Source organism: Nocardia sp. NPDC051052 (assembly GCF_044456045.1).
Classification (GTDB): domain Bacteria; phylum Actinomycetota; class Actinomycetes; order Mycobacteriales; family Mycobacteriaceae; genus Nocardia.
The window spans coordinates 13,073-30,625 of record NZ_JBITFL010000022.1 but is presented as its reverse complement, the minus strand read 5'-3'; the positions used below and the strand labels follow the sequence as shown (position 1 = coordinate 30,625).

Here is a 17,553-nt window from a genome sequence, read left to right as displayed (position 1 = left end):
GGCGTAGTTATATCCCATTCGCCGGGAGGTCGCTTACCAAAGTCACCCTGCCGCAGAATGATTCGTCGCCCCCTGGCTAACCAGCGACGCGCTGAGGGGTAGCCGGGAGATGGCTCGAGTCGCTAGGAGGCGGCGTCCGGTGGCCCGCCGACGGGGCAGGATCGGCCCCGGAGTCGTTGTGGTCACTCACATTTCACGACGGGGATCGGGTCGTACTTGACCGTCCTGGTGTGCCGGGAGACCTCGCGACCGGAGCGCTTGTCGGTGATGATGCGGGTGTCGGAGGTGGTGAAGCCCGGCGCGCCCTCGGAGGCGATGCAGTCCTTGCCCTTCGGCAGTTTGACGGTGGTCGGCTCGGTCGGCTTGCTCCGATCGCCGGTGACCGATTCCACCTCGACCGTCTTGGTGCCCCATAGTCGAACGGTCACTTCGGAATCCGTGGTGACGGCCTCGATGTAGACACCGGTGGGGGTGTTGTTGCGGAAGCTCAGATCGATCGCGCCGTCGAAGACGGTCGCCTCGCGCGCGGCCGGGTAACGGGAGATGTAGTAGCTGTGCTCGGTATGGCCCGCGTCCTCCATGCCAGCGAAGTACGCGGCGTTGTAGAGGGTGGTGGCGAACTGGCTGATGCCGCCGCCGACGGCGGTGCCCGGCCTGCCGTGGTCGATGATGCCGGATTCGACGTAGCCCTCGGCGGTGCCGCGCGGTCCGGTGAAGTCGTTGAGCGAGAACGTATCCCCCGGCTTCACCACCGCGCCGTTCACCTTTCTGGCCACCACTTTGATGTTCACGCCGGACGGACCGCTGAATCCGTTGGTGGTGAACGAGCCCATCGCCTCGACGACGCCCAGCCCCTGCGCCGCCTCGGTGGTGAGCTTCGGCTCCACCTTTTCGTAGACCGCCTGGCCGGTCCGCTCCTGCGGCGCGGCCAGCAGCGCGGTGAACTGCTCGAACGTCTTCGGCCAGTTGATCTTGTCGCCGACGACGGCGGGCACCACCGTCGGCTTGCCGCCGGTCAGCGCGAACGTCGCGTCCTTCGGCTCGATCTCCGTCGCCACCAGTTGCGGCCCCAGCAAACCGACCGCGATGTTCTGATCGACGGCGAGACCGAGCCCGCCCTGGCCATCGGGCACGAAGGAAATGACGGTCGCGATCTGCTCCGGGTCGAGCTTGGCCGATGCGCCCTTGCCCGCGAACGTGATCGGCGCGCGCACCGCGGGCTCGGCCACCGCGCGCAAGGCCTGATCGACCGCTTCGGGCCGCACGGTGAGGGGCGCGGGGTGCACCGGCAGGTCGACCGTGATGCCGGCGATCCACTGGTCGATCAGCTCGTCGCGCGCGGCGGACAGATCGAGCACCCGGCCTGGCACCGGCGCCACGGCGACGGGTCTTGCCTTGTCGAAGGCGATGGTGCCCTCGACGGACGGTCGATCGTGCACGCGCAGCGCGGTCAGCTGGCGATCCAGCGCGGCGTCGTCGACGGCGCTGGCCACCGCGACATCGCGGGTGGTGAAGAACGAGGCGAGCCGGGTGAACGGATTGAGTGGTTGCTTCCCGACGCGCGCCCAGGTGCCGTCCCAGTCCACCGCCAACCCCGCGGTGGCCGGCACGAGCCGACTCTGCACGTCACCGATGCGCAGCGGCAGCTCCCGGTCGGATCTGGGGGCGAGCTCCGCACGCAACCGCGCGTCCGCGGCGGCGGTATCGAGGCCGCCGACCTCGATGCCCGAGACGACCGTCCCGCGCGGCACCTGCCCGGCCGACAGCACCCAGTCGACCGCGTAGCCGATGCCGGCCACCGCGAGCACCGCACCGACCGCGACGCCGGCCCGCTTCACCACCGTGCGATTCAGCCGCTTCGGCGGGGGCCCGGAGATCGGCCGCCGCGGCGAGCGCTCGCCGGGCTCGGCCCGATGGGTGGCGCGCCGGGACGGGGTGACCTGGATCGGTTCGGTCGGTGCCGAGTCGTCGCCCCACTCTTGGGGGGCCGGGTTCGCCTCGTGGGCCTGGGTCGATTCGAGCAGCTGGCGTAAGCCGACCTCGCCCGCCGGTTGTTGGCCACGGCGTCCGGTGCTCGACTGGCTCGTCACGAACCGTCCTCCCCGCTCGGTTGAGTTGGGACTCACACGATGCGAGTCCTCGCCAACGATAGTGCGCGACGCCGCGACCGGCCGGTGAGCACGGATCTACAGCAAATTCCGTGCAATGCGGCATCGTCGTACACGTAAAAGGCCCCGCGCAGTTGCCGGGTCGGGGGTCTGGCAACTACGCGGAGCCGATCTGATTATCGGTGCGGCGCACCGCGCGTTACACCGCCGGACGGACCAGGATCGGATCGAAGCGGGACAATCCAGTAGACGAGTGTGCGGCCTCGCGCATTCGCGACTCGCAAGCGCTTCAACCGGCCACCGCACACACGAGGGAGATGGATGGCATGCAGCTGGGAATGATCGGCCTCGGGCGGATGGGCGCCAATATCGTGCGTCGCATCGTCAAGGACGGGCACACCGCCGTCGGCTATGAACGCCGCGCGCACCAGATCGACATACTGCGCGAAGAACTGGGTGCGGACTTCCAGGGCTCCACCGACCTCGCGGAATTCGTGCGAACGCTGGCGACGCCGCGGGTGGTCTGGGTGATGATCCCGGCGGGTGCCACCGGGGCAGTCATCGACCAGGTTACCGAGCTGCTCGAGCCCGGCGACATCATCATCGACGGCGGTAACAGCCGCTACCACGAGGACATCAAGCGCGCCGAACAGTTGCGCCCCAAGGGCATTCACTATGTGGACATCGGCACCTCGGGCGGCGTCTTCGGCCTGGATCGCGGCTTCTGCCTGATGATCGGCGGCGAGGCCGAGCAGGTGAAGTATCTGGACCCGCTGCTGAAATCCATCGCACCCGGCGTCGAGGCGGCGGAGCGGACGCCGGGGCGCACCGGCGAGCCGTCGGCGGCCGAGCAGGGCTACCTGCACTGCGGGCCGGCCGGCGCGGGACACTTCGTCAAGATGGTGCACAACGGCATCGAGTACGGCGCGATGGCCGCCTACGCCGAGGGGTTGAACATCCTGCACAAGGCGAACTACGGCGCCGAACACGACGGCGAGTTCTCCGCGGAGGAGACGCCGCTCGAGCATCCGGAGTACTACCGGTACGAGATCGACGTGCCCGAGGTCACCGAGGTGTGGCGCCGCGGCTCGGTGGTCGCCTCCTGGTTGCTGGACCTCACGGCAAGCGCGCTGTACGCCGATCCGAACCTCGATTCCTACAGCGGGCGGGTCTCCGATTCCGGCGAGGGCCGGTGGACGCTCGACGCCGCGATCGACACCGGCGTGCCCGCCCCGGTGCTGGCTTCCGCGCTGTTCCAACGGTTTTCGTCCCGCGGCGAGACGCTCTACGCGGACAAGATGCTGTCGGCGATGCGCAAGGCGTTCGGCGGGCACAACGAGCTGCCGGGTTCGTAACGAACGCCGCGGCTCCCGCGAGGTGCGGGAGCCGCGGTGCTCAGCGATTGGTCAGAAGCCGGCCGCCTGCGCCATCAGCTTGGCGACCGCCAGCGGGCCGTACCAGAACAGATAATTGATGCCGTAGAGAAATGCCATGGCGGGTAATCCTTTTCAGTCGAAGTTGCGGTCTATCCAGTCGATCGTCTGCATGCCGAACAGGTCGGTGCCCCAGCCGTAGATATCGGTGAGCATGCGGACCATGCCGCAGTCGGTGGGCTGGTAGGTCACGTCGGTGCCACCCGCCCGATAGATATCGGCGAGTTCCCGCGAGTCCTTGGCGGGCACCAGCGACATCGGCGAGTCGTCGGCGACGCAGGAGGTGATGGCCACCTTGGCCTTCGGCGTGCCGGAGCGACCGAGGATGTTGTCCTCGAACGCGCGCTGGAAGGCCGGTTCATCGGCGGGACTGAGCCCCGAGTTGAACAGGGTGTTCAGCGGCAGGAACGGCAGCCCGAAGTAGGCCGGCGTCTGGCACTGGGTGCGGAAGGCGTTGGCCAACCCGACGCCTGCCGGATTCAGCTTCGCGTTCACTGCCATCTCCGGGTACGCGGGCTCCAGGCCGAGCAGCGTCGCCAGTGCGAAACCGGAGCCGACCGAACCGTCGGCGACCCGCATGAAGTTGCGCGGATTGACCACCATGCCTTCCAGCACAGCGGATTTCACGTCGAGCTCCGGCGCGTACGCCGGCTGCAGCTCGGCGGCGAAGCCCGCGCCGACGCCGCCGCCCGCGATGCCGAACAACGCCGTCTGCGCCTTCGGGTCGAGTCCGGCCTCGCGATGCGCCAAAGCCGCACGGACACCGTCGAGTTGCGCGTGCGCGGCGAACTTGCCCGCGAAGACGCCGTGCGGCGCCCGGTCCCCGTCGTTGCCGACGTCGGAGATCATCACCGCGTAGCCCTTGTCGAACATCAGCGCCAGCGGGCCGAGCGCCGACCACGACGAACCGTCCAGCGGGTCGCCACCGGTCCACTGCGTGCTCGGATGGCAGGACCAGCCGACGCTGTCGTTGGCCTCCTGATAGGAGATCAGCTTCTTCTCCCCAACGGGCGCACCGTGGTTCGGGATCATCAGGATTCCGGTGCTGATGACCGGGGTGACACCGTCGATGCCGGTGGTCACGTACATCAGCTTGTACGCCTCGACGTCGGGCGGCGTGATGCCGAGAAACATCACGTCGACCTTCTTGGCCTTGAGCAGCGTTCCAGGCTGCTCGGCACCGGTCAGCGGCGGCTCCTGATAGAACGGGTCGTTGGCGAGCAGCGCCTGGAACGCCTGGTCCGGCGGAACCGGTTGCGCGCCTTGGATCTGCCCGACGACGAAACCGTTGAACACTCGGTCCAGTCCCGGCGTCGGCATTTCCCCTTGCGCCGCGGCGGTTCCCGCGCACAGCACCAGCGCGGTGGCCGTCGCGACGGCGGCGGTGAACAGTTTCATCTAGCGCACCGCCATCGTGTCGATCGGGGTCACCTGGATCTGCCTGGCCGCGGAATCCAGCAGCTGCGGGATGTTGAACAGCGGACGATGCGATTCCATTTGGATCTCGTAGGGCGTGCGCATCACGGCTTCCAGTGCGGGCCAGTTGTTTTCGACCTGGAACTTGTATTTCGGCAGCAGCTCGGTGGTGATGTAATCCCAGCGGGCGTCGAACTCCGACCAATTCCATTCCGGCAGTGGCAGCGTCACCAGCGCGGGCTGTCCGTTGGCCATGGTGACTCGCATGCGCACCGGATTGAATTCGCGCGGCGGTGCCACGCCCGCGACCGACGGCGATCCGGCGGCGCCGCTGACGTAGGTGATCGCCTCGCCGACGCTGCCCTTGTAGCCGCGGACCGAATCCCACTGGTCGCGAATCACCCATTCTTGTTCCCGGCGCAGCAGAGTTCCGTTGCCCGAGGCGATTCGGCCGTAGTCGCCGGAGGCCACCCCGCGCCAGGCTTCCATGATGTCGTCGCCGAACAGCCCGGCCGCCTGGAACTCCTGCAGCGCGGGCAGGCCCTCGGTGACGTAGGCGTCGTGCATGGGCATCAGATCCGAGAAGATGTTCTTCTGCATCACCAGGATCATCCCGATGATGTAGTGCAGGTCCGCCGGCGAAATCTGCGAACCCGCCTCGGCCAGCGCCAGCAGGCCGCGCGGAAGTTGGGCCACCGCTTGCGGTCCGGCGGCCTGCTCGACGGCGGCGATGACGCCGCGCGCGGATTCGGAAAGGCCGGGCAGACCGTAGATGTTGCCCATCATCTCGAAATCGACCAGCCCGCCGCCGAAGTCGGCGCCGACCTGCCCGCCCATGCCGGCCCACTGCAGTTCGCGGTGGTTGAGCTGCAGGTCTTCGTAGTAGCGGTAGGACCGGATCAGGTTGGCGCGGTTGGCCTCGACGCCCGCGCGCGGATCCCAGGACCGCAGGTCGATGCCCGCCTTGTCGGTCGCGTCGACCAGCCAGTACTGGTAGAGCAGGGCGGCATATCGAGTGGGCGGCACGCCTTGGGCACGCGCCTCGTCCAACAGTCCGCGCAGTTCGTTCACGTCATAGGGCAGCTCGGGGTTGACGCCGCCGGGGCTGGTGGCGGCATCCCGGTTCACCAGCGGCAGGTCCAGGTAGCGGTCCACCTCGCCCGCGGCTCCCGCCGGGGCCGTGGAAGCGAGTCCGAGACCGGTCGCGGCCACCAGAGCCAGTGCGGTGGCGCGCAGCGCCATACCGATTCGCATCAGCTGTTCAGCCTTCCTCTCTGCTAGCTCGATTCGAGTGATTCGTTAAGCCGAAGAGATGTTCTGCCGGTAGCTGCATGTCGATAAGGCAGCGATAATTCGCCTCACCGATCGCGTAGCCCCGGTAGCACAGTAGGTGACGTGCAGGTAAACACACAGATCAGCCCCGTCGCAAGAAGCGATGTGACGGGCGCTCGGCAGCCGAAGAAAACGTGTAACACGTAAGTTGCCTGCTAGTTGCTACTAAATCGGAGCACTGACGTGGCGAAATGCGGCGACGATGTGAATCGAAATTCATGAGATAGCTCACAAGGGATGCGAACGGGCCATCGAAGTGACGGGGGCTACCCGAATCTCACCGTCTCAGACAGAATAGGTCGGAAGCTACGTCCACGGACCGCGACCGCCGCGGCCCGGATAGTGGGGTGAATCCATGGCCGAGAAACATGTGGTCCGCAATGGCGAGGTCGACATCGCCGTCTACGAGCAGGGCAATTCGGACGGGCCGACCATCCTGCTGTTACACGGATGGCCGGACTCGCATCACCTGTGGGACAACGTCGTTCCGGAGCTGACCGCCCGGTTCCGGGTGTTGAGCGTGGACAACCGCGGGCACGGCGAGTCCACCAACCCGCCCGGCACCTCGGCCATTTCGACCACGACACTGGCCGCCGACTACGTCGCGGTGATCGAGGCGCTCGGCAACGGCGCACCCGTGCACGTGCTCGCCCACGACTGGGGCAGCGTCGCCACCTGGGAAATCGTCTGCGGCCCTGACGCCGGGCGACTGATCGCGTCGTTCACCTCGGTCTCCGGACCGAGCATCGCGCACGTCAGTAAGTGGGCGCGCGCCCGGCTGGCCAGGCCGACGCCGCGCAATATCGCGCTGCCGCTGGCCCAGCTCGGTTCGTTCGCCTATTCGACCTTCCTCGCGCTGCCGGGACTGCCGAAGGCCGTGATGAAGATGGGGATGAGCGAACAGCTGTGGCGCTCCGGGCTTTCCGCCGCCGAAGGCACGCCACCGGAGCGAATTCACCTGGCCCCGACGTTCAAACAGGACATGGCGAACGGGTTGCGCATCTACCGGTCGACCTGGGCCGCGAATCCGCTGCGGGCACGCGACCAATTCAGCACGGTGCCAACCCAGATCATCGTCGGCACCCGCGATCCGGCAGTGCGGCAATCGAGTTACGCCGACGAGGATCAATGGGCCGACCAGGTGTGGCTGCGGGTGGTGAAAGGCGGGCACTGGCTGCCGTTCTCGCATCCACGGCTGCTCGCCTCGGCCACCGTTGAATTGATCGACTCCGTGACGGGTTCGGCACCGGCCCGCGCCCTACGTCGCGCGCGAATGGGATTGTCACGCAAGCAGTTCGAGGATCAGCTCGTCGTGATCACCGGCGGCGGCAGCGGTATCGGCCGGGCAACCGCGCTGGCTTTCGCCCGCGCTGGGGCCGAAGTCGTGGTGTCCGATGTCAACGGCGTCGCGGCCGAGGCGACCGTGGCGTTGATCGCCCAGGCAGGCGGGGTAGCACACGCCTACGAGCTGGATGTGTCCGATGAGGCCGCGATGCGCAAGCATGCCGACGGTGTGATCCGCGAACACGGCGTGCCCGACGTGCTGATCAACAACGCGGGCATCGGGCAGGCCGGGCGGTTCCTGGACACCTCCGCCGAGGACTTCGACCGGGTGCTCGCGGTCAATCTGCACGGCGTGGTCAACGGCTGCCGGGCCTTCGCCGGTGCGATGGCCGAGCGCGGCAGCGGCGGGCACATCGTCAACCTGTCCAGCATGGCCGCCTACACCCCGCAGCAGGCCTTCACCGCGTACTCGACCAGCAAGGCCGCGGTGTTCATGTTCTCCGACTGCCTGCGCGCCGAATTGTCCAGCAGCGGAATCGGTGTCAGCACCATCTGCCCCGGCATCGTGCACACCGATATCGTGGCGAACACCCGGATGTCCGGCGTCTCCGCCGAGGAGGAGCGGCGCAGACAGCAGCTCTACGACCGGCTCTACCGGCTGCGCGGCTACGGGCCGGACAAGGTCGCCGCGCAGATCGTGCGCGCGGTACAGCAGAACAAGGACGTCGTCCCGGTGACACCGGAAGCCCGGCTGCAGTACGTCTTCGGACGCTTCGCACCGAGCGTGGTCCGCTTCGCCGCCGCCCGGGGCAGTTTGGTGCGCTGACCGAAAGAAGGTGGCACCCGGTAGGACCGGATGCCACCTGCTGTCAGGTGTTTTCGAGTTTTTAGCGCTCGACGATCGCGACGACGCCCTGGCCGCCCGCGGCACAGATGGAGATCAGCGCGCGGCCGGATCCCTTCTCCGCCAGCTGCTTCGCGGTCGAGGCGATGATGCGTCCGCCGGTCGCGGCGAACGGGTGGCCCGCCGCCAGCGACGAGCCGTTGACGTTGAGCTTGCTGCGGTCGATCGAGCCGAGCGCGCCGTCCAGGCCGAGGCGCTCCTTGCAGTACGCGTCGGACTCCCACGCGGACAGCGTCGCGAGCACCACGGAGGCGAACGCCTCGTGGATCTCGTAGTAGTCGAAGTCCTGCAGGGTCAGGCCGTTTCGGGCCAGCAGGCGCGGCACCGCGTAGGTGGGCGCCATCAGCAGGCCGTCCGGGCCGTGGATGTAGTCGACCGCCGCGACCTCGCTGTCGACCAGGGTGGCCAGCACCGGCAGGTTGCGCTCGGTGGCCCATTCCTCGCTGGACAGCAGCACCGCGGAGGCGCCGTCGGTCAGCGGGGTGGAGTTGCCCGCGGTCATGGTGGCGTCGCCCGCCTTGACGCCGAACACCGGCTTGAGGGTGGCCAGCTTCTCGATGGTGGAGCCGGGACGCAGGTTGTCGTCGCGGGTCAGCCCGAGGAACGGGGTGATCAGGTCGTCGAAGAAGCCACGGTCGTAGGCGGCGGCCATGTTCTTGTGCGACAGGTAGGCCAGCTCGTCCTGCGCCTCGCGTGGCACGCCGAATTCCTTGGCGGTGATCGCGGCATGCTCACCCATGGACAGCCCGGTGCGCGGCTCGGCGTTGCGCGGGATCTCGATGCCGAGCATGCTCGGGCGCAGCTGGCCGACCAGCTTGAGGCGGTCCTTGTTGGACTTGGCGCGGTTCGCGTCGAGCATCCACTCGCGCATGCCCTCGCTGACCCCGATCGGGGCATCCGACGTGGTGTCGGTGCCGCCGCCGATGCCGGCTTCGAAGCGGCCCTGCGCGATTCCGTCACCGACGGTGACGATGGCCTGGAGACCGGTGCCGCAGGCCAGCTGCAGATCGTGGGCCGGGGTGTACGGGCTGAGCTTGCTGCCGAGCACGCTCTCGCGGATCATGCCGTGCTCGCCGACCCGCTTGAGCACGGCGCCGCCGACCACCATGCCGAGCCGCTCGCCCTGCAGGCCGAAGCGGCTGACCAGGCCGTCCAGCGCGGCGGTGAACATGTCCTGGTTGGAGGCGTGCGCGTACGCCTTGTCGGAGCGAGCGAACGGAATCCGGTTGCCGCCCACGATCGCGACCGGGCGGGTGGTCTTACCGGTCTTGGCGGTGCTCTTCGCCGAACGGGATTTGGTTGTCACTCGAGTCTCCAGGTCTCGTTGGGGGTGTCCGGCGCTCCGGAGCCAGCGTGGAATTCTCCACTGATCGGCGCCCCGTCGCGGTTGGTTTACATTAAACTTACTCTGGAGTAAGTTTGTTGTCGACACCGTACCCCCGCAAATGTGTGTGAGCAGACCAAATGCCGGGGGAACAGCAGACCCGAGAACAGCATCGCGGCGTGAGCGACAGTCCCGGAGGCGGTAGCTTGCGAAGGTAGCTCGCGTAACCACGCAGGGACCGTGAACGCCGCAAAATCCAACACAGAAAAGGTAGGAACAGTGGCAGCCAGCAAGAGCAAGGGTGCGCCCAACCTCTACGGATCGTTCGTACACTCCTCCCCCGGTCAGTTCCTGGCGAGCAAGCTCGGGCTGCCGCAGCCGGAGAATCTGCGTCGCTACAAAGCGGGCGAAGCGCCGCTGCCCGGGCCGGTGCTGCTCGGCGGCAAGGGCCGGGTGGCCGAGCCGCTGCGCACCCTGCTGACGGACTACACCTTCGCCGATTCGGCCAGTGCCGGAACCAAGTTCGGCGCGCTGGTGTTCGACGCGACCGGCATCGGTTCGATCGAGGATCTGTCCCAGCTCTACGAATTCTTCCAGCCCGCCATGCGCAGCATCGCCGCCTCCGGTCGCATCGTGGTGATCGGCACGACGCCCGAGCTCGCCTCGTCGGTCGACGAGCAGATCGCGCAGCGCGCGCTCGAGGGCTTCACCCGCTCGGTGGCCAAGGAGCTGCTGCGCGGCGCCACCGCACAGCTGGTCTACCTGCACCCGGCGGCATCGACCGGCGCGACCGGCCTGGAATCGACGCTGCGCTTCCTGCTTTCGGCCAAGTCGGCGTTCGTCGACGGCCAGGTCATTCGGGTCGGCAAGGACGACGCCACCGCGCCGGCCAGCTGGGACCGGCCGCTGGAGGGCAAGGTCGCCGTGGTCACCGGTGCCGCGCGCGGCATCGGCGCCACCATCGCCGAGGTGTTCGCCCGAGACGGCGCCAAGGTGATCGTCGCCGACATCCCGGCCGCCGGTGAGGCGCTGTCGCAGACCGCGAACAAGGTCGGCGGCACCGCGCTCGCGCTGGACGTGACCGCGCCCGACGCCGCGGCGAAGCTGGCCGAGTTCGCCACCGAGCGCTTCGGCGGCATCGACATCGTCGTGCACAACGCGGGCATCACCAGGGACAAGCTGCTCGCCAACATGGACGACGGCCGCTGGAACTCGGTGCTCAACGTGAATCTCGCGGCGCCGCACCGGATCACCGAGGGCCTGGTGGCTCGTGGCGCGCTGAAGGAGGGCGGCCGGGTGATCGACGTCTCCTCCATCGCAGGCATCGCGGGCAACCGCGGCCAGACCAACTACGGCGCCTCCAAGGCCGGTGTCATCGGCATGGTCAACGCCGAGGCGCCGAAGCTGGCGGAGAAGGGCATCACCATCAACGCGGTGGCGCCCGGCTTCATCGAGACCGCGATGACCGCGGCCATCCCGCTGACCACCCGCGAGGCCGGCCGGCTGATGAGCTCGCTGCTGCAGGGCGGCCAGACCGTCGACGTCGCCGAGACCATCGCCTTCTTCGCCAGCCCGGCGTCGAACGCGGTGACCGGCAACATCGTTCGCGTCTGCGGGCAGAGCCTGATCGGAGCATGATGACGCAAGTGATCTCGCTGAAAGAGACACCGAAGAACGGCCCGCTGTACCTGAAGGCCGCGCTGGGCGCCGTGCCGCTGCCGCTGGTTTCGGCGCGCAAGTCGACGCTGCCTGATCGGGCGATCCAGCTCGACGGCCTGCGGGTGGACCCGGATCACCTGGCCGCCTACTGCCGGGCGACCGGGCTGCGGTTCGGCGATGCGCTGCCGCTGACCTACCCGTTCATCCTCACCTTCCCGATCGTGATGCAACTCGTTGTGCAGCGCGACTTTCCGTTCGTCGCGGTCGGTGCGGTGCACGCGGAGAACGTGATCGAGCGGACCCGCGACATCTCGGTGAGCGAGCCGCTGGATATCAAGGCGCGCATCGAGAATCTGCGCGAGCACCCGAAGGGCCTGCTGGTCGACGCGATCACCGAGATCAGCGTCGGCCGGGAGCTGGTCTGGCGGCAGGTCACCACCTTCCTGCACCAGCAGCGCACCTCGCTGTCGGGCGGGCCGAAGCCCGAACCCAAGCCGGAAGAGGCCGCGCCGCCGCCGTTGCGCACCTGGCGGGTCGATCAGAAGACGATCAACCAGTACGCCGCCGCGTCGGGCGACCACAACCCGATCCACGTTTCGACGTTGGGCGCCAAGGCTTTGGGGTTCCCGAAGACGATCGCGCACGGCATGTGGTCGGCCGCGCATATCCTCGGCACGATCGAGGGCCGGGTGCCCGGCAAGGCTACCTACTCGGTGAAGTTCGGCAAGCCGATCTTCCTGCCCTCGACGGTGAACGTGTACGCGGATCAGGTGACCGGCGGCTGGGATCTGGCCGTGCTGAACCCGAAGAAGGGGTTCCCGCACCTCACCGCGACGCTGCGCTGACGCACTGAACGAACAGGAGCCGCACCCGCGCCGGGTGCGGCTCCTTTCGTTTCAGCAGGGTGCCGCTTTGCCGCGAGAATTGTTGCGCGGCAAGTGGTTCAGCAGCTGCAGTCGCAGCAGCCACAACAATCGCCGCAGCCGCAATCACAGTCGCCGCAATCGCAACAGTCGCTGCAGTCGCAGTTGTTGATCCACGGCTGCTTGCGTTCGCCGGTGCACGGCTGAGTGTGTTCGGCGCAGCAGGCGTAGCCGGTGCAGTACGAGCCGAGGATGAGGGTGAGGGATTCTCCGAGGCCGGGGCGCTGACCCGTTCGCCGCGAGTGCATATGAACGTCGGCGCGGTCGTGCGTTATCCCGCAGGAGTGGCCGACTACGGTGCCGATGCCGTGGCCGAGTTTGCGGAGCACGGACGCCAGCGGGTCGAGCAACATCCAGCGGACGGTGGGCACCTTGTCCAGTTCGGCTTGCGCGACCGCTTCGCGCAGTCGCGAATCCGATTCCCGCAGCAGGTCATACGCCTGCGGCATGGTGGTTCCGGTGGCGGCGAGCGGATTGAACCGGCCGCGCGTCAGGTCCTGCTCATAGTCCTGCACGGCATCGGCGAGATGCGCGATCCGGCCGAATTGCCAACCCGCCGTGCGCATTGCGTCGACGTTGTCCGGGCGATCAGCCAAAACCGCCGTGTGCGCGAAGAACTCCGATGCGCAGAGTTGGGTCGGTGCGGTCAGTAGCGCCAGCGCGTCCGGCCCTTCGCCGACGGCCCGTTCCAACTGCGTCTGCGTGTTCAGCGCGGCGACGAGCGGTGCCACATCCAGGCCGATCCGCTGTGCGCTCACCTGCGCCTGCCCGGCCCACCGACTCGCGGCCTTCGCCATCGGTGTACGCGCCAAAACGGCCGCATCACCGTCGTCAACATGGTCACGAACCTTGGCCGACGCCAACAACAGTGACGCCGTCGCGGCCAGCCGCACACCGGGCGAATTCGCGGACGCGACCGACGCGCGCCGCATCCCCCGCAGTGCGCACCGCCCCGCAGTGCTGCGCTCGACCGCACCGCCGGACTGCGCCTCGGTGAGCATGCTCAACACGATCGCGTCGACATTCGTTGTCGCACGGGCCAATTGACCGTGCCCGTCCCGTAGCCCCAGACACAGCCCGCACATGTGTGCGCGCCATTCGGCCGCATCGATCCCATACTTCGCCGCGCCGTGCGAACACGGCCTGAGCAACCCGAACAATTCCGCCCCGTTCTCCCCGGCCGCCCTGGTTGGCGCCGGCCTGTACTTGGTGATCTCCGCACTCTGACAGGGGAGTCAACCGCACGGCAACCGCGACGCACCGATTACCGCGGGCAGCGCGAACCGACCGCTGTCGGTATCCGGGCGTCGCTTATTCCGCTTTTTTGCGTCCCGCCAGACCACGCCACGCGAGATCGTCGAGCAGGTCGACGGCCTCGGAGACCTCGATGCGGCCGCTGGCCACCCGGTCCGCGATGGCCTCGCCCGCGCCGATCACGGCAACCGCGACCACGTCGAAGTTGGTGCCGGGCTCGGGGTGTTTGGCACTGGATTCCAGCAGCTTGGCGGTCAGTTCGATGACGCGCTCGCGGGCGTTCTCGATCTCGGACGCGAACGCTTGCTGGCCGATGGCCTGCCGGTAGAGCACCTGCCAGGAGCGGCGATTGCGGTCGACGAACCCGAGGAAACCCTCCAGCGCGACCCGCACCTGTTCATGCGGCGACAGCTGCGGATTGCCCGCAGGCACCACCGATTCGATGAAGCGCAGCCCCTCGCGCTGGATGCAGGCGCGGAACAATTCGTCCTTGGAGCCGTAGTACAGATACAGCATCGGCTTCGATATCTTCGCCTCGGCGGCAATGGCATCCATCGACGTATCGTGGAAGCCTTTCCGCGAGAACACCTCGACGGCGGCATCGAGCATCTGCTGCTCACGAACCGCCCGAGGAAGTCGCTTCGTTCCGCCCGCCATCCACTCTCCTACCAATGGTGAATCTCATATATTACTCCAAGGTAAGTTCCGCGGGCCGTATTTGCTCAGCAGTCGCGGAAACAGTGGCTCAGCAGCGCGGAAGCGCGCCCTTGAAGGTGGCCATCCGCAACACCGACGCGTCGACCCGCGCCGAGGGCAAGCGGCCGGCCGCGACCGCCTGCTCGAGCTGATCGAGCACGCTGGATACCGCGCCGGTGCTGATCCACAGCGCGTTGTCGGCACCGGCGACCAGCGCGGCCTCCACCGCGTCGGCGATGGACAACCGGCTGGTGATCGCGGCCATACCGCTCAGGTCATCGGTGAAGATCGGGCCGTCGAACGGCGCGGCACCATAGCCGCTTCCCCCACGCAGCAACGCCATGACCTCCGGGCTGATGCTCGCGGGCACGTCGTTGGTGGTGAGCCCGGGGACGTCGAGGTGGCCGACCATCACGCCCGCGCCGGAGGAGATCAGGTTGCGGAACGGGACCAGGTCGACGGTCTGCAGGCGCTCCAGCGGCGGCGTGCGGACCGCACCGCGATGCGAATCGCCCGAGCCGGAGCCGTGGCCGGGGAAGTGCTTCAGCACGGTGCCGACACCGGCCTCGCGCATGGCCCGGATGTAGGCGTCGGCGTACTTGGTGACCACGGCCGGATCATCGGAGAAGGAACGGTCGCCGATGACGGAATCGTCGGGCTGGTCGCTCACATCGCTGTCCGGCGCGAAGTCCACCGTCACGCCGAGGTCCTTCAGCGCTCGCCCCCTGGTCAGCGTGGCGTCGTGGAACTGTTCGGCGGTCATGGTCTGCGCGGTCGCCCTGGCCGATGGCGCTTTACCGATCAGGCTGCCCACCCGGGAGACGCGGCCGCCTTCCTCATCGATGGTCACCATCAGCGGCACCTTGGCCGACTGCTTGACCTGGTCGAGCTGACCGCTGGTAAGCAGCGTGAGATCGGTCCAGCTGCCTACAAAGATTCCGCCGACCTGTTCGGTGCGCACCACATTCGCGGCATCGGCGTCGCCGGTGATGCCAACGGTCAACAGCTGCGCCAACTTCTGCCGCAGGGTGAACTGCGCGAGATAGCCTGCCGCGCAATCCGGTTTCGCGGATGGTGTTGCCTGCGTTGACGATCGAGCCGTCGATTCGGCACCCGCCGCCTGCGACGGCGTGGAATCGCCAGCACCGCCGCTCGAGCAGGCGGTCGCGACGGCGGCCAGCACGGCGAGCATGAGCAGGGGCGTCTTCCGCATGGAGGTCAACGGTACAGAGCGCTCGCGAGCCGCGGCTGCGCGAGGGCGCCCTGATCGCCCAGTGGGCCGGCCCGCGTGGTTACCCGGGCCGGGTGTCCTGACGCGAGATCGATTCCGCGCGGCAGCAGGTGGGCCGGGCCCGGCCAAGGTAGCCTTAATCAACAGCCGTGAGTCTCCCACCAGGAGGTCATCGTGCCTTGCGATCTGATGCTCATTGCCTACGACGGGTCCGAGAACGCCAAGCGGGCCATCGAATACGCCGGGCGGTTCCTCAGCGCGGACCGTGCCATCGTGCTCACCGCGTGGGAGCCGATGGTGCGCCAAGCCGCCCGCCTGTCCGGCCTGTCCGGGGTGATGCAGCCGGAGTGGGTGCCCGACGAGGAGATCGAGGACGTCGCCTACGTCGACGCCCGCACCGTCAACACCGAGGGCGTCCGGCTGGCCAAGCTCGCCGGGCTCAATGCCGAGGCGCGCACCGCCGAGTGCACCACGACCATCTGGAACGCCATCGTCGAATGCGCCGACGACCTGGACGTCGACATCATTGTCGCGGGCACCCGGGGCGCCACCGGCATCCGCGCCCTGATGCACAGCAGCGTCGCCGACGCGGTCCTCAAGCACTGCCACCGCCCGGTCCTCATGGTCCCGCCGGGCAAAGAACCAGTCGCCAAAACGGGCTAGCCGGCCCGCTCATCACGCAGCCGAGCGCTAGCGAAGTGGAGTCGTGAGGGCGCTCACGGGCAAGGCTCGAGGGGCCGGTGCGGGGTTAGGGTCGAGGGACTATGGATGGATTCCTGCTTGCCCAGCCGGACGGGGTGGTCCGGGCCTTCGGTAGCCGGGTCGCGTTCGACGAGGCTGATCGGGCGGTGGCCGCGCTGCGCGACGGCGCGGCGGTGATCGTCGGCGCGCTGCCCTTCGATCCGCGTAGACCTGCCGCGTTGAGCGTGCCCGAGCGGGTGCTGCACACCGCGGGGCCGTGGCGGCCCGCCGCGCTGCCCGAGCTGCCCGCGGTGCAGTTCGTCACCGAAATCCCCAGTGCCGCTGAACATATCGCGCGGGTGACGAAACTCGTTGAGCAGCTGAGGGATCCGGCGCAGCCGCTACGCAAGGTGGTGGCGGCACGCTCGGTGGTGGCGGAGGCCGCCGACGCATTGGAGCCCGAACTCGTCGCGGCCCATCTCTTGACGCGGCATCCGCACGCGAATGTGTTCGCGGTGGACCTGACCCCCGCCGGGCGTACCGGCGCGACACTGGTCGGCGCCACACCCGAGGTACTCATCGCCCGGCACGGCGACACGGTCACGCTCCGCCCGCTGGCGGGCACCGCACCGCGCCGCGCCGACCAGGACGACGACGCGGCCCAGGCCCGAGACCTGCTGGCCAGCACCAAGAATCGCGACGAGCACGCCTTCGTCATCGACTGGATTCGGGAAAAGCTCGCCCCGGTCTGCGCCGAGCTGGCCATCCCCGACGGCCCGGAACTGATCAACACGCACGAGGTGTGGCATCTCGCCACCCCGATCACCGGACGGCTGCGCGACCCCGCGACCACCGCCCTCGAGCTGGCGCTGCTGCTGCACCCCACGCCCGCCGTGTGCGGTACCCCGACCGATCTCGCGCTCGACACGATCGCCGATCTGGAGGAAGACCGCGGCTTTTACGGCGGAGCGGTCGGCTGGTGCGACGCGAGCGGCGACGGCGCGTGGGTGGTCGCTATCCGCTGCGCCGAGTTGTCGGCCGACGGACGCACCGTGCAGGCCTACGCGGGCGGCGGCATCGTCGCCGCCTCGGAACCCAAGGCCGAGCTCGACGAGACCACCACCAAGCTGCGCACCCTGCTCGGCGGCCTGCACTGCGCGATCCCGGCACACTGACCCGACCCGATGGGTGCCGCCCCGCGCGCGCTGATAGCGCCGTGAATCCACTGTGATCACCGCCCCAGCCGCGTTACCTGCCGAGAATCGGCGGGCTGAACGCACCGGAGACCGGACCGGGCTGCTAGGTTGA

General features: G+C 68.1%; 13 protein-coding genes. 6 read left to right on the top strand and 7 right to left on the bottom strand.

Translation table 11 applies throughout. From position 1 onward, the window contains the following. Positions 1-182: 182 nt before the first annotated feature. Positions 183-2,090 (bottom strand): VanW family protein, encoded by a 1,908-nt coding sequence (locus ACIBCN_RS42375; RefSeq protein ID WP_396998266.1) that lies wholly within the window; start codon positions 2,088-2,090, stop codon positions 183-185. Between the two features lie 344 nt (positions 2,091-2,434). On the opposite strand from ACIBCN_RS42375, the gene gnd reads away from it, so the two are divergent. Continuing rightward, on the top strand, positions 2,435-3,463 hold the full coding sequence (gnd, locus tag ACIBCN_RS42370; protein WP_396998264.1) for a phosphogluconate dehydrogenase (NAD(+)-dependent, decarboxylating): 1,029 nt from the start codon (positions 2,435-2,437) through the stop codon (positions 3,461-3,463). Between the two features lie 153 nt (positions 3,464-3,616). Here gnd and ACIBCN_RS42365 read toward each other — a convergent pair whose 3' ends face one another. Next, complete coding sequence (locus tag ACIBCN_RS42365; RefSeq protein ID WP_396998261.1) at positions 3,617-4,939, bottom strand: lipase family protein; 1,323 nt, start codon at positions 4,937-4,939, stop codon at positions 3,617-3,619. Beyond that, on the bottom strand, positions 4,940-6,211 hold the full coding sequence (locus tag ACIBCN_RS42360; protein WP_396998259.1) for a hypothetical protein: 1,272 nt from the start codon (positions 6,209-6,211) through the stop codon (positions 4,940-4,942). Between the two features lie 433 nt (positions 6,212-6,644). Here ACIBCN_RS42360 and ACIBCN_RS42355 point away from each other — a divergent pair, with 433 nt between their 5' ends. Then, a complete protein-coding gene (locus ACIBCN_RS42355) occupies positions 6,645-8,399 on the top strand; it encodes an SDR family oxidoreductase (protein ID WP_396998257.1) in 1,755 nt (584 codons plus the stop codon). Positions 8,400-8,460: 61 nt separating this feature from the next. Here ACIBCN_RS42355 and ACIBCN_RS42350 read toward each other — a convergent pair whose 3' ends face one another. Beyond that, a complete protein-coding gene (locus ACIBCN_RS42350) occupies positions 8,461-9,783 on the bottom strand; it encodes an acetyl-CoA C-acetyltransferase (protein ID WP_396998255.1) in 1,323 nt (440 codons plus the stop codon). 297 nt (positions 9,784-10,080) lie between these two features. On the opposite strand from ACIBCN_RS42350, the gene ACIBCN_RS42345 reads away from it, so the two are divergent. Next, complete coding sequence (locus ACIBCN_RS42345) at positions 10,081-11,439, top strand: 3-oxoacyl-ACP reductase (RefSeq protein WP_396998253.1); 1,359 nt, start codon at positions 10,081-10,083, stop codon at positions 11,437-11,439. Then, positions 11,436-12,305, top strand: a complete 870-nt coding sequence (locus tag ACIBCN_RS42340; RefSeq protein WP_396998251.1) for a MaoC family dehydratase — start codon at positions 11,436-11,438, stop codon at positions 12,303-12,305. Before ACIBCN_RS42345 ends, ACIBCN_RS42340 begins: the two co-directional genes overlap by 4 nt. A gap of 98 nt (positions 12,306-12,403) precedes the next feature. On the opposite strand, the gene ACIBCN_RS42335 is transcribed toward ACIBCN_RS42340, so the two are convergent. From ACIBCN_RS42335 to ACIBCN_RS42325, 3 genes are all read right to left on the bottom strand, one after another. After that, entirely contained in the window at positions 12,404-13,534 is a 1,131-nt protein-coding gene (locus tag ACIBCN_RS42335) for a DUF5685 family protein (protein WP_396998406.1), read from the bottom strand. A gap of 160 nt (positions 13,535-13,694) precedes the next feature. Next, positions 13,695-14,294, bottom strand: coding sequence for a TetR/AcrR family transcriptional regulator (locus ACIBCN_RS42330; RefSeq protein WP_396998249.1), 600 nt, complete (start codon positions 14,292-14,294; stop codon positions 13,695-13,697). 88 nt (positions 14,295-14,382) lie between these two features. Continuing rightward, positions 14,383-15,546: a glycoside hydrolase family 3 N-terminal domain-containing protein gene (locus ACIBCN_RS42325; RefSeq protein ID WP_396998247.1), complete on the bottom strand. Its 1,164-nt coding sequence runs from the start codon at positions 15,544-15,546 to the stop codon at positions 14,383-14,385. Between the two features lie 192 nt (positions 15,547-15,738). Between ACIBCN_RS42325 and ACIBCN_RS42320 the strand changes: the two genes are divergently transcribed. Then, entirely contained in the window at positions 15,739-16,227 is a 489-nt protein-coding gene (locus tag ACIBCN_RS42320) for a universal stress protein (protein WP_396998245.1), read from the top strand. Between the two features lie 101 nt (positions 16,228-16,328). Continuing rightward, entirely contained in the window at positions 16,329-17,420 is a 1,092-nt protein-coding gene (locus tag ACIBCN_RS42315) for an isochorismate synthase MenF (RefSeq protein ID WP_396998243.1), read from the top strand. Positions 17,421-17,553 lie beyond the last annotated feature (133 nt).

Bases quoted from the DNA above. Each gene is read 5' to 3' on its own strand.
- ACIBCN_RS42340 (WP_396998251.1), top strand. From the start codon at position 11,436: ATGATGACGCAAGTGATCTCGCTGAAAGAGACACCGAAGAACGGCCCG.
- ACIBCN_RS42330 (WP_396998249.1), bottom strand. From the start codon at position 14,294: ATGGCGGGCGGAACGAAGCGACTTCCTCGGGCGGTTCGTGAGCAGCAG.
- gnd (WP_396998264.1), top strand. From the start codon at position 2,435: ATGCAGCTGGGAATGATCGGCCTCGGGCGGATGGGCGCCAATATCGTG.
- ACIBCN_RS42355 (WP_396998257.1), top strand. From the start codon at position 6,645: ATGGCCGAGAAACATGTGGTCCGCAATGGCGAGGTCGACATCGCCGTC.
- ACIBCN_RS42365 (WP_396998261.1), bottom strand. From the start codon at position 4,939: ATGAAACTGTTCACCGCCGCCGTCGCGACGGCCACCGCGCTGGTGCTG.
- ACIBCN_RS42360 (WP_396998259.1), bottom strand. From the start codon at position 6,211: ATGCGAATCGGTATGGCGCTGCGCGCCACCGCACTGGCTCTGGTGGCC.
- ACIBCN_RS42325 (WP_396998247.1), bottom strand. From the start codon at position 15,546: ATGCGGAAGACGCCCCTGCTCATGCTCGCCGTGCTGGCCGCCGTCGCG.
- ACIBCN_RS42315 (WP_396998243.1), top strand. From the start codon at position 16,329: ATGGATGGATTCCTGCTTGCCCAGCCGGACGGGGTGGTCCGGGCCTTC.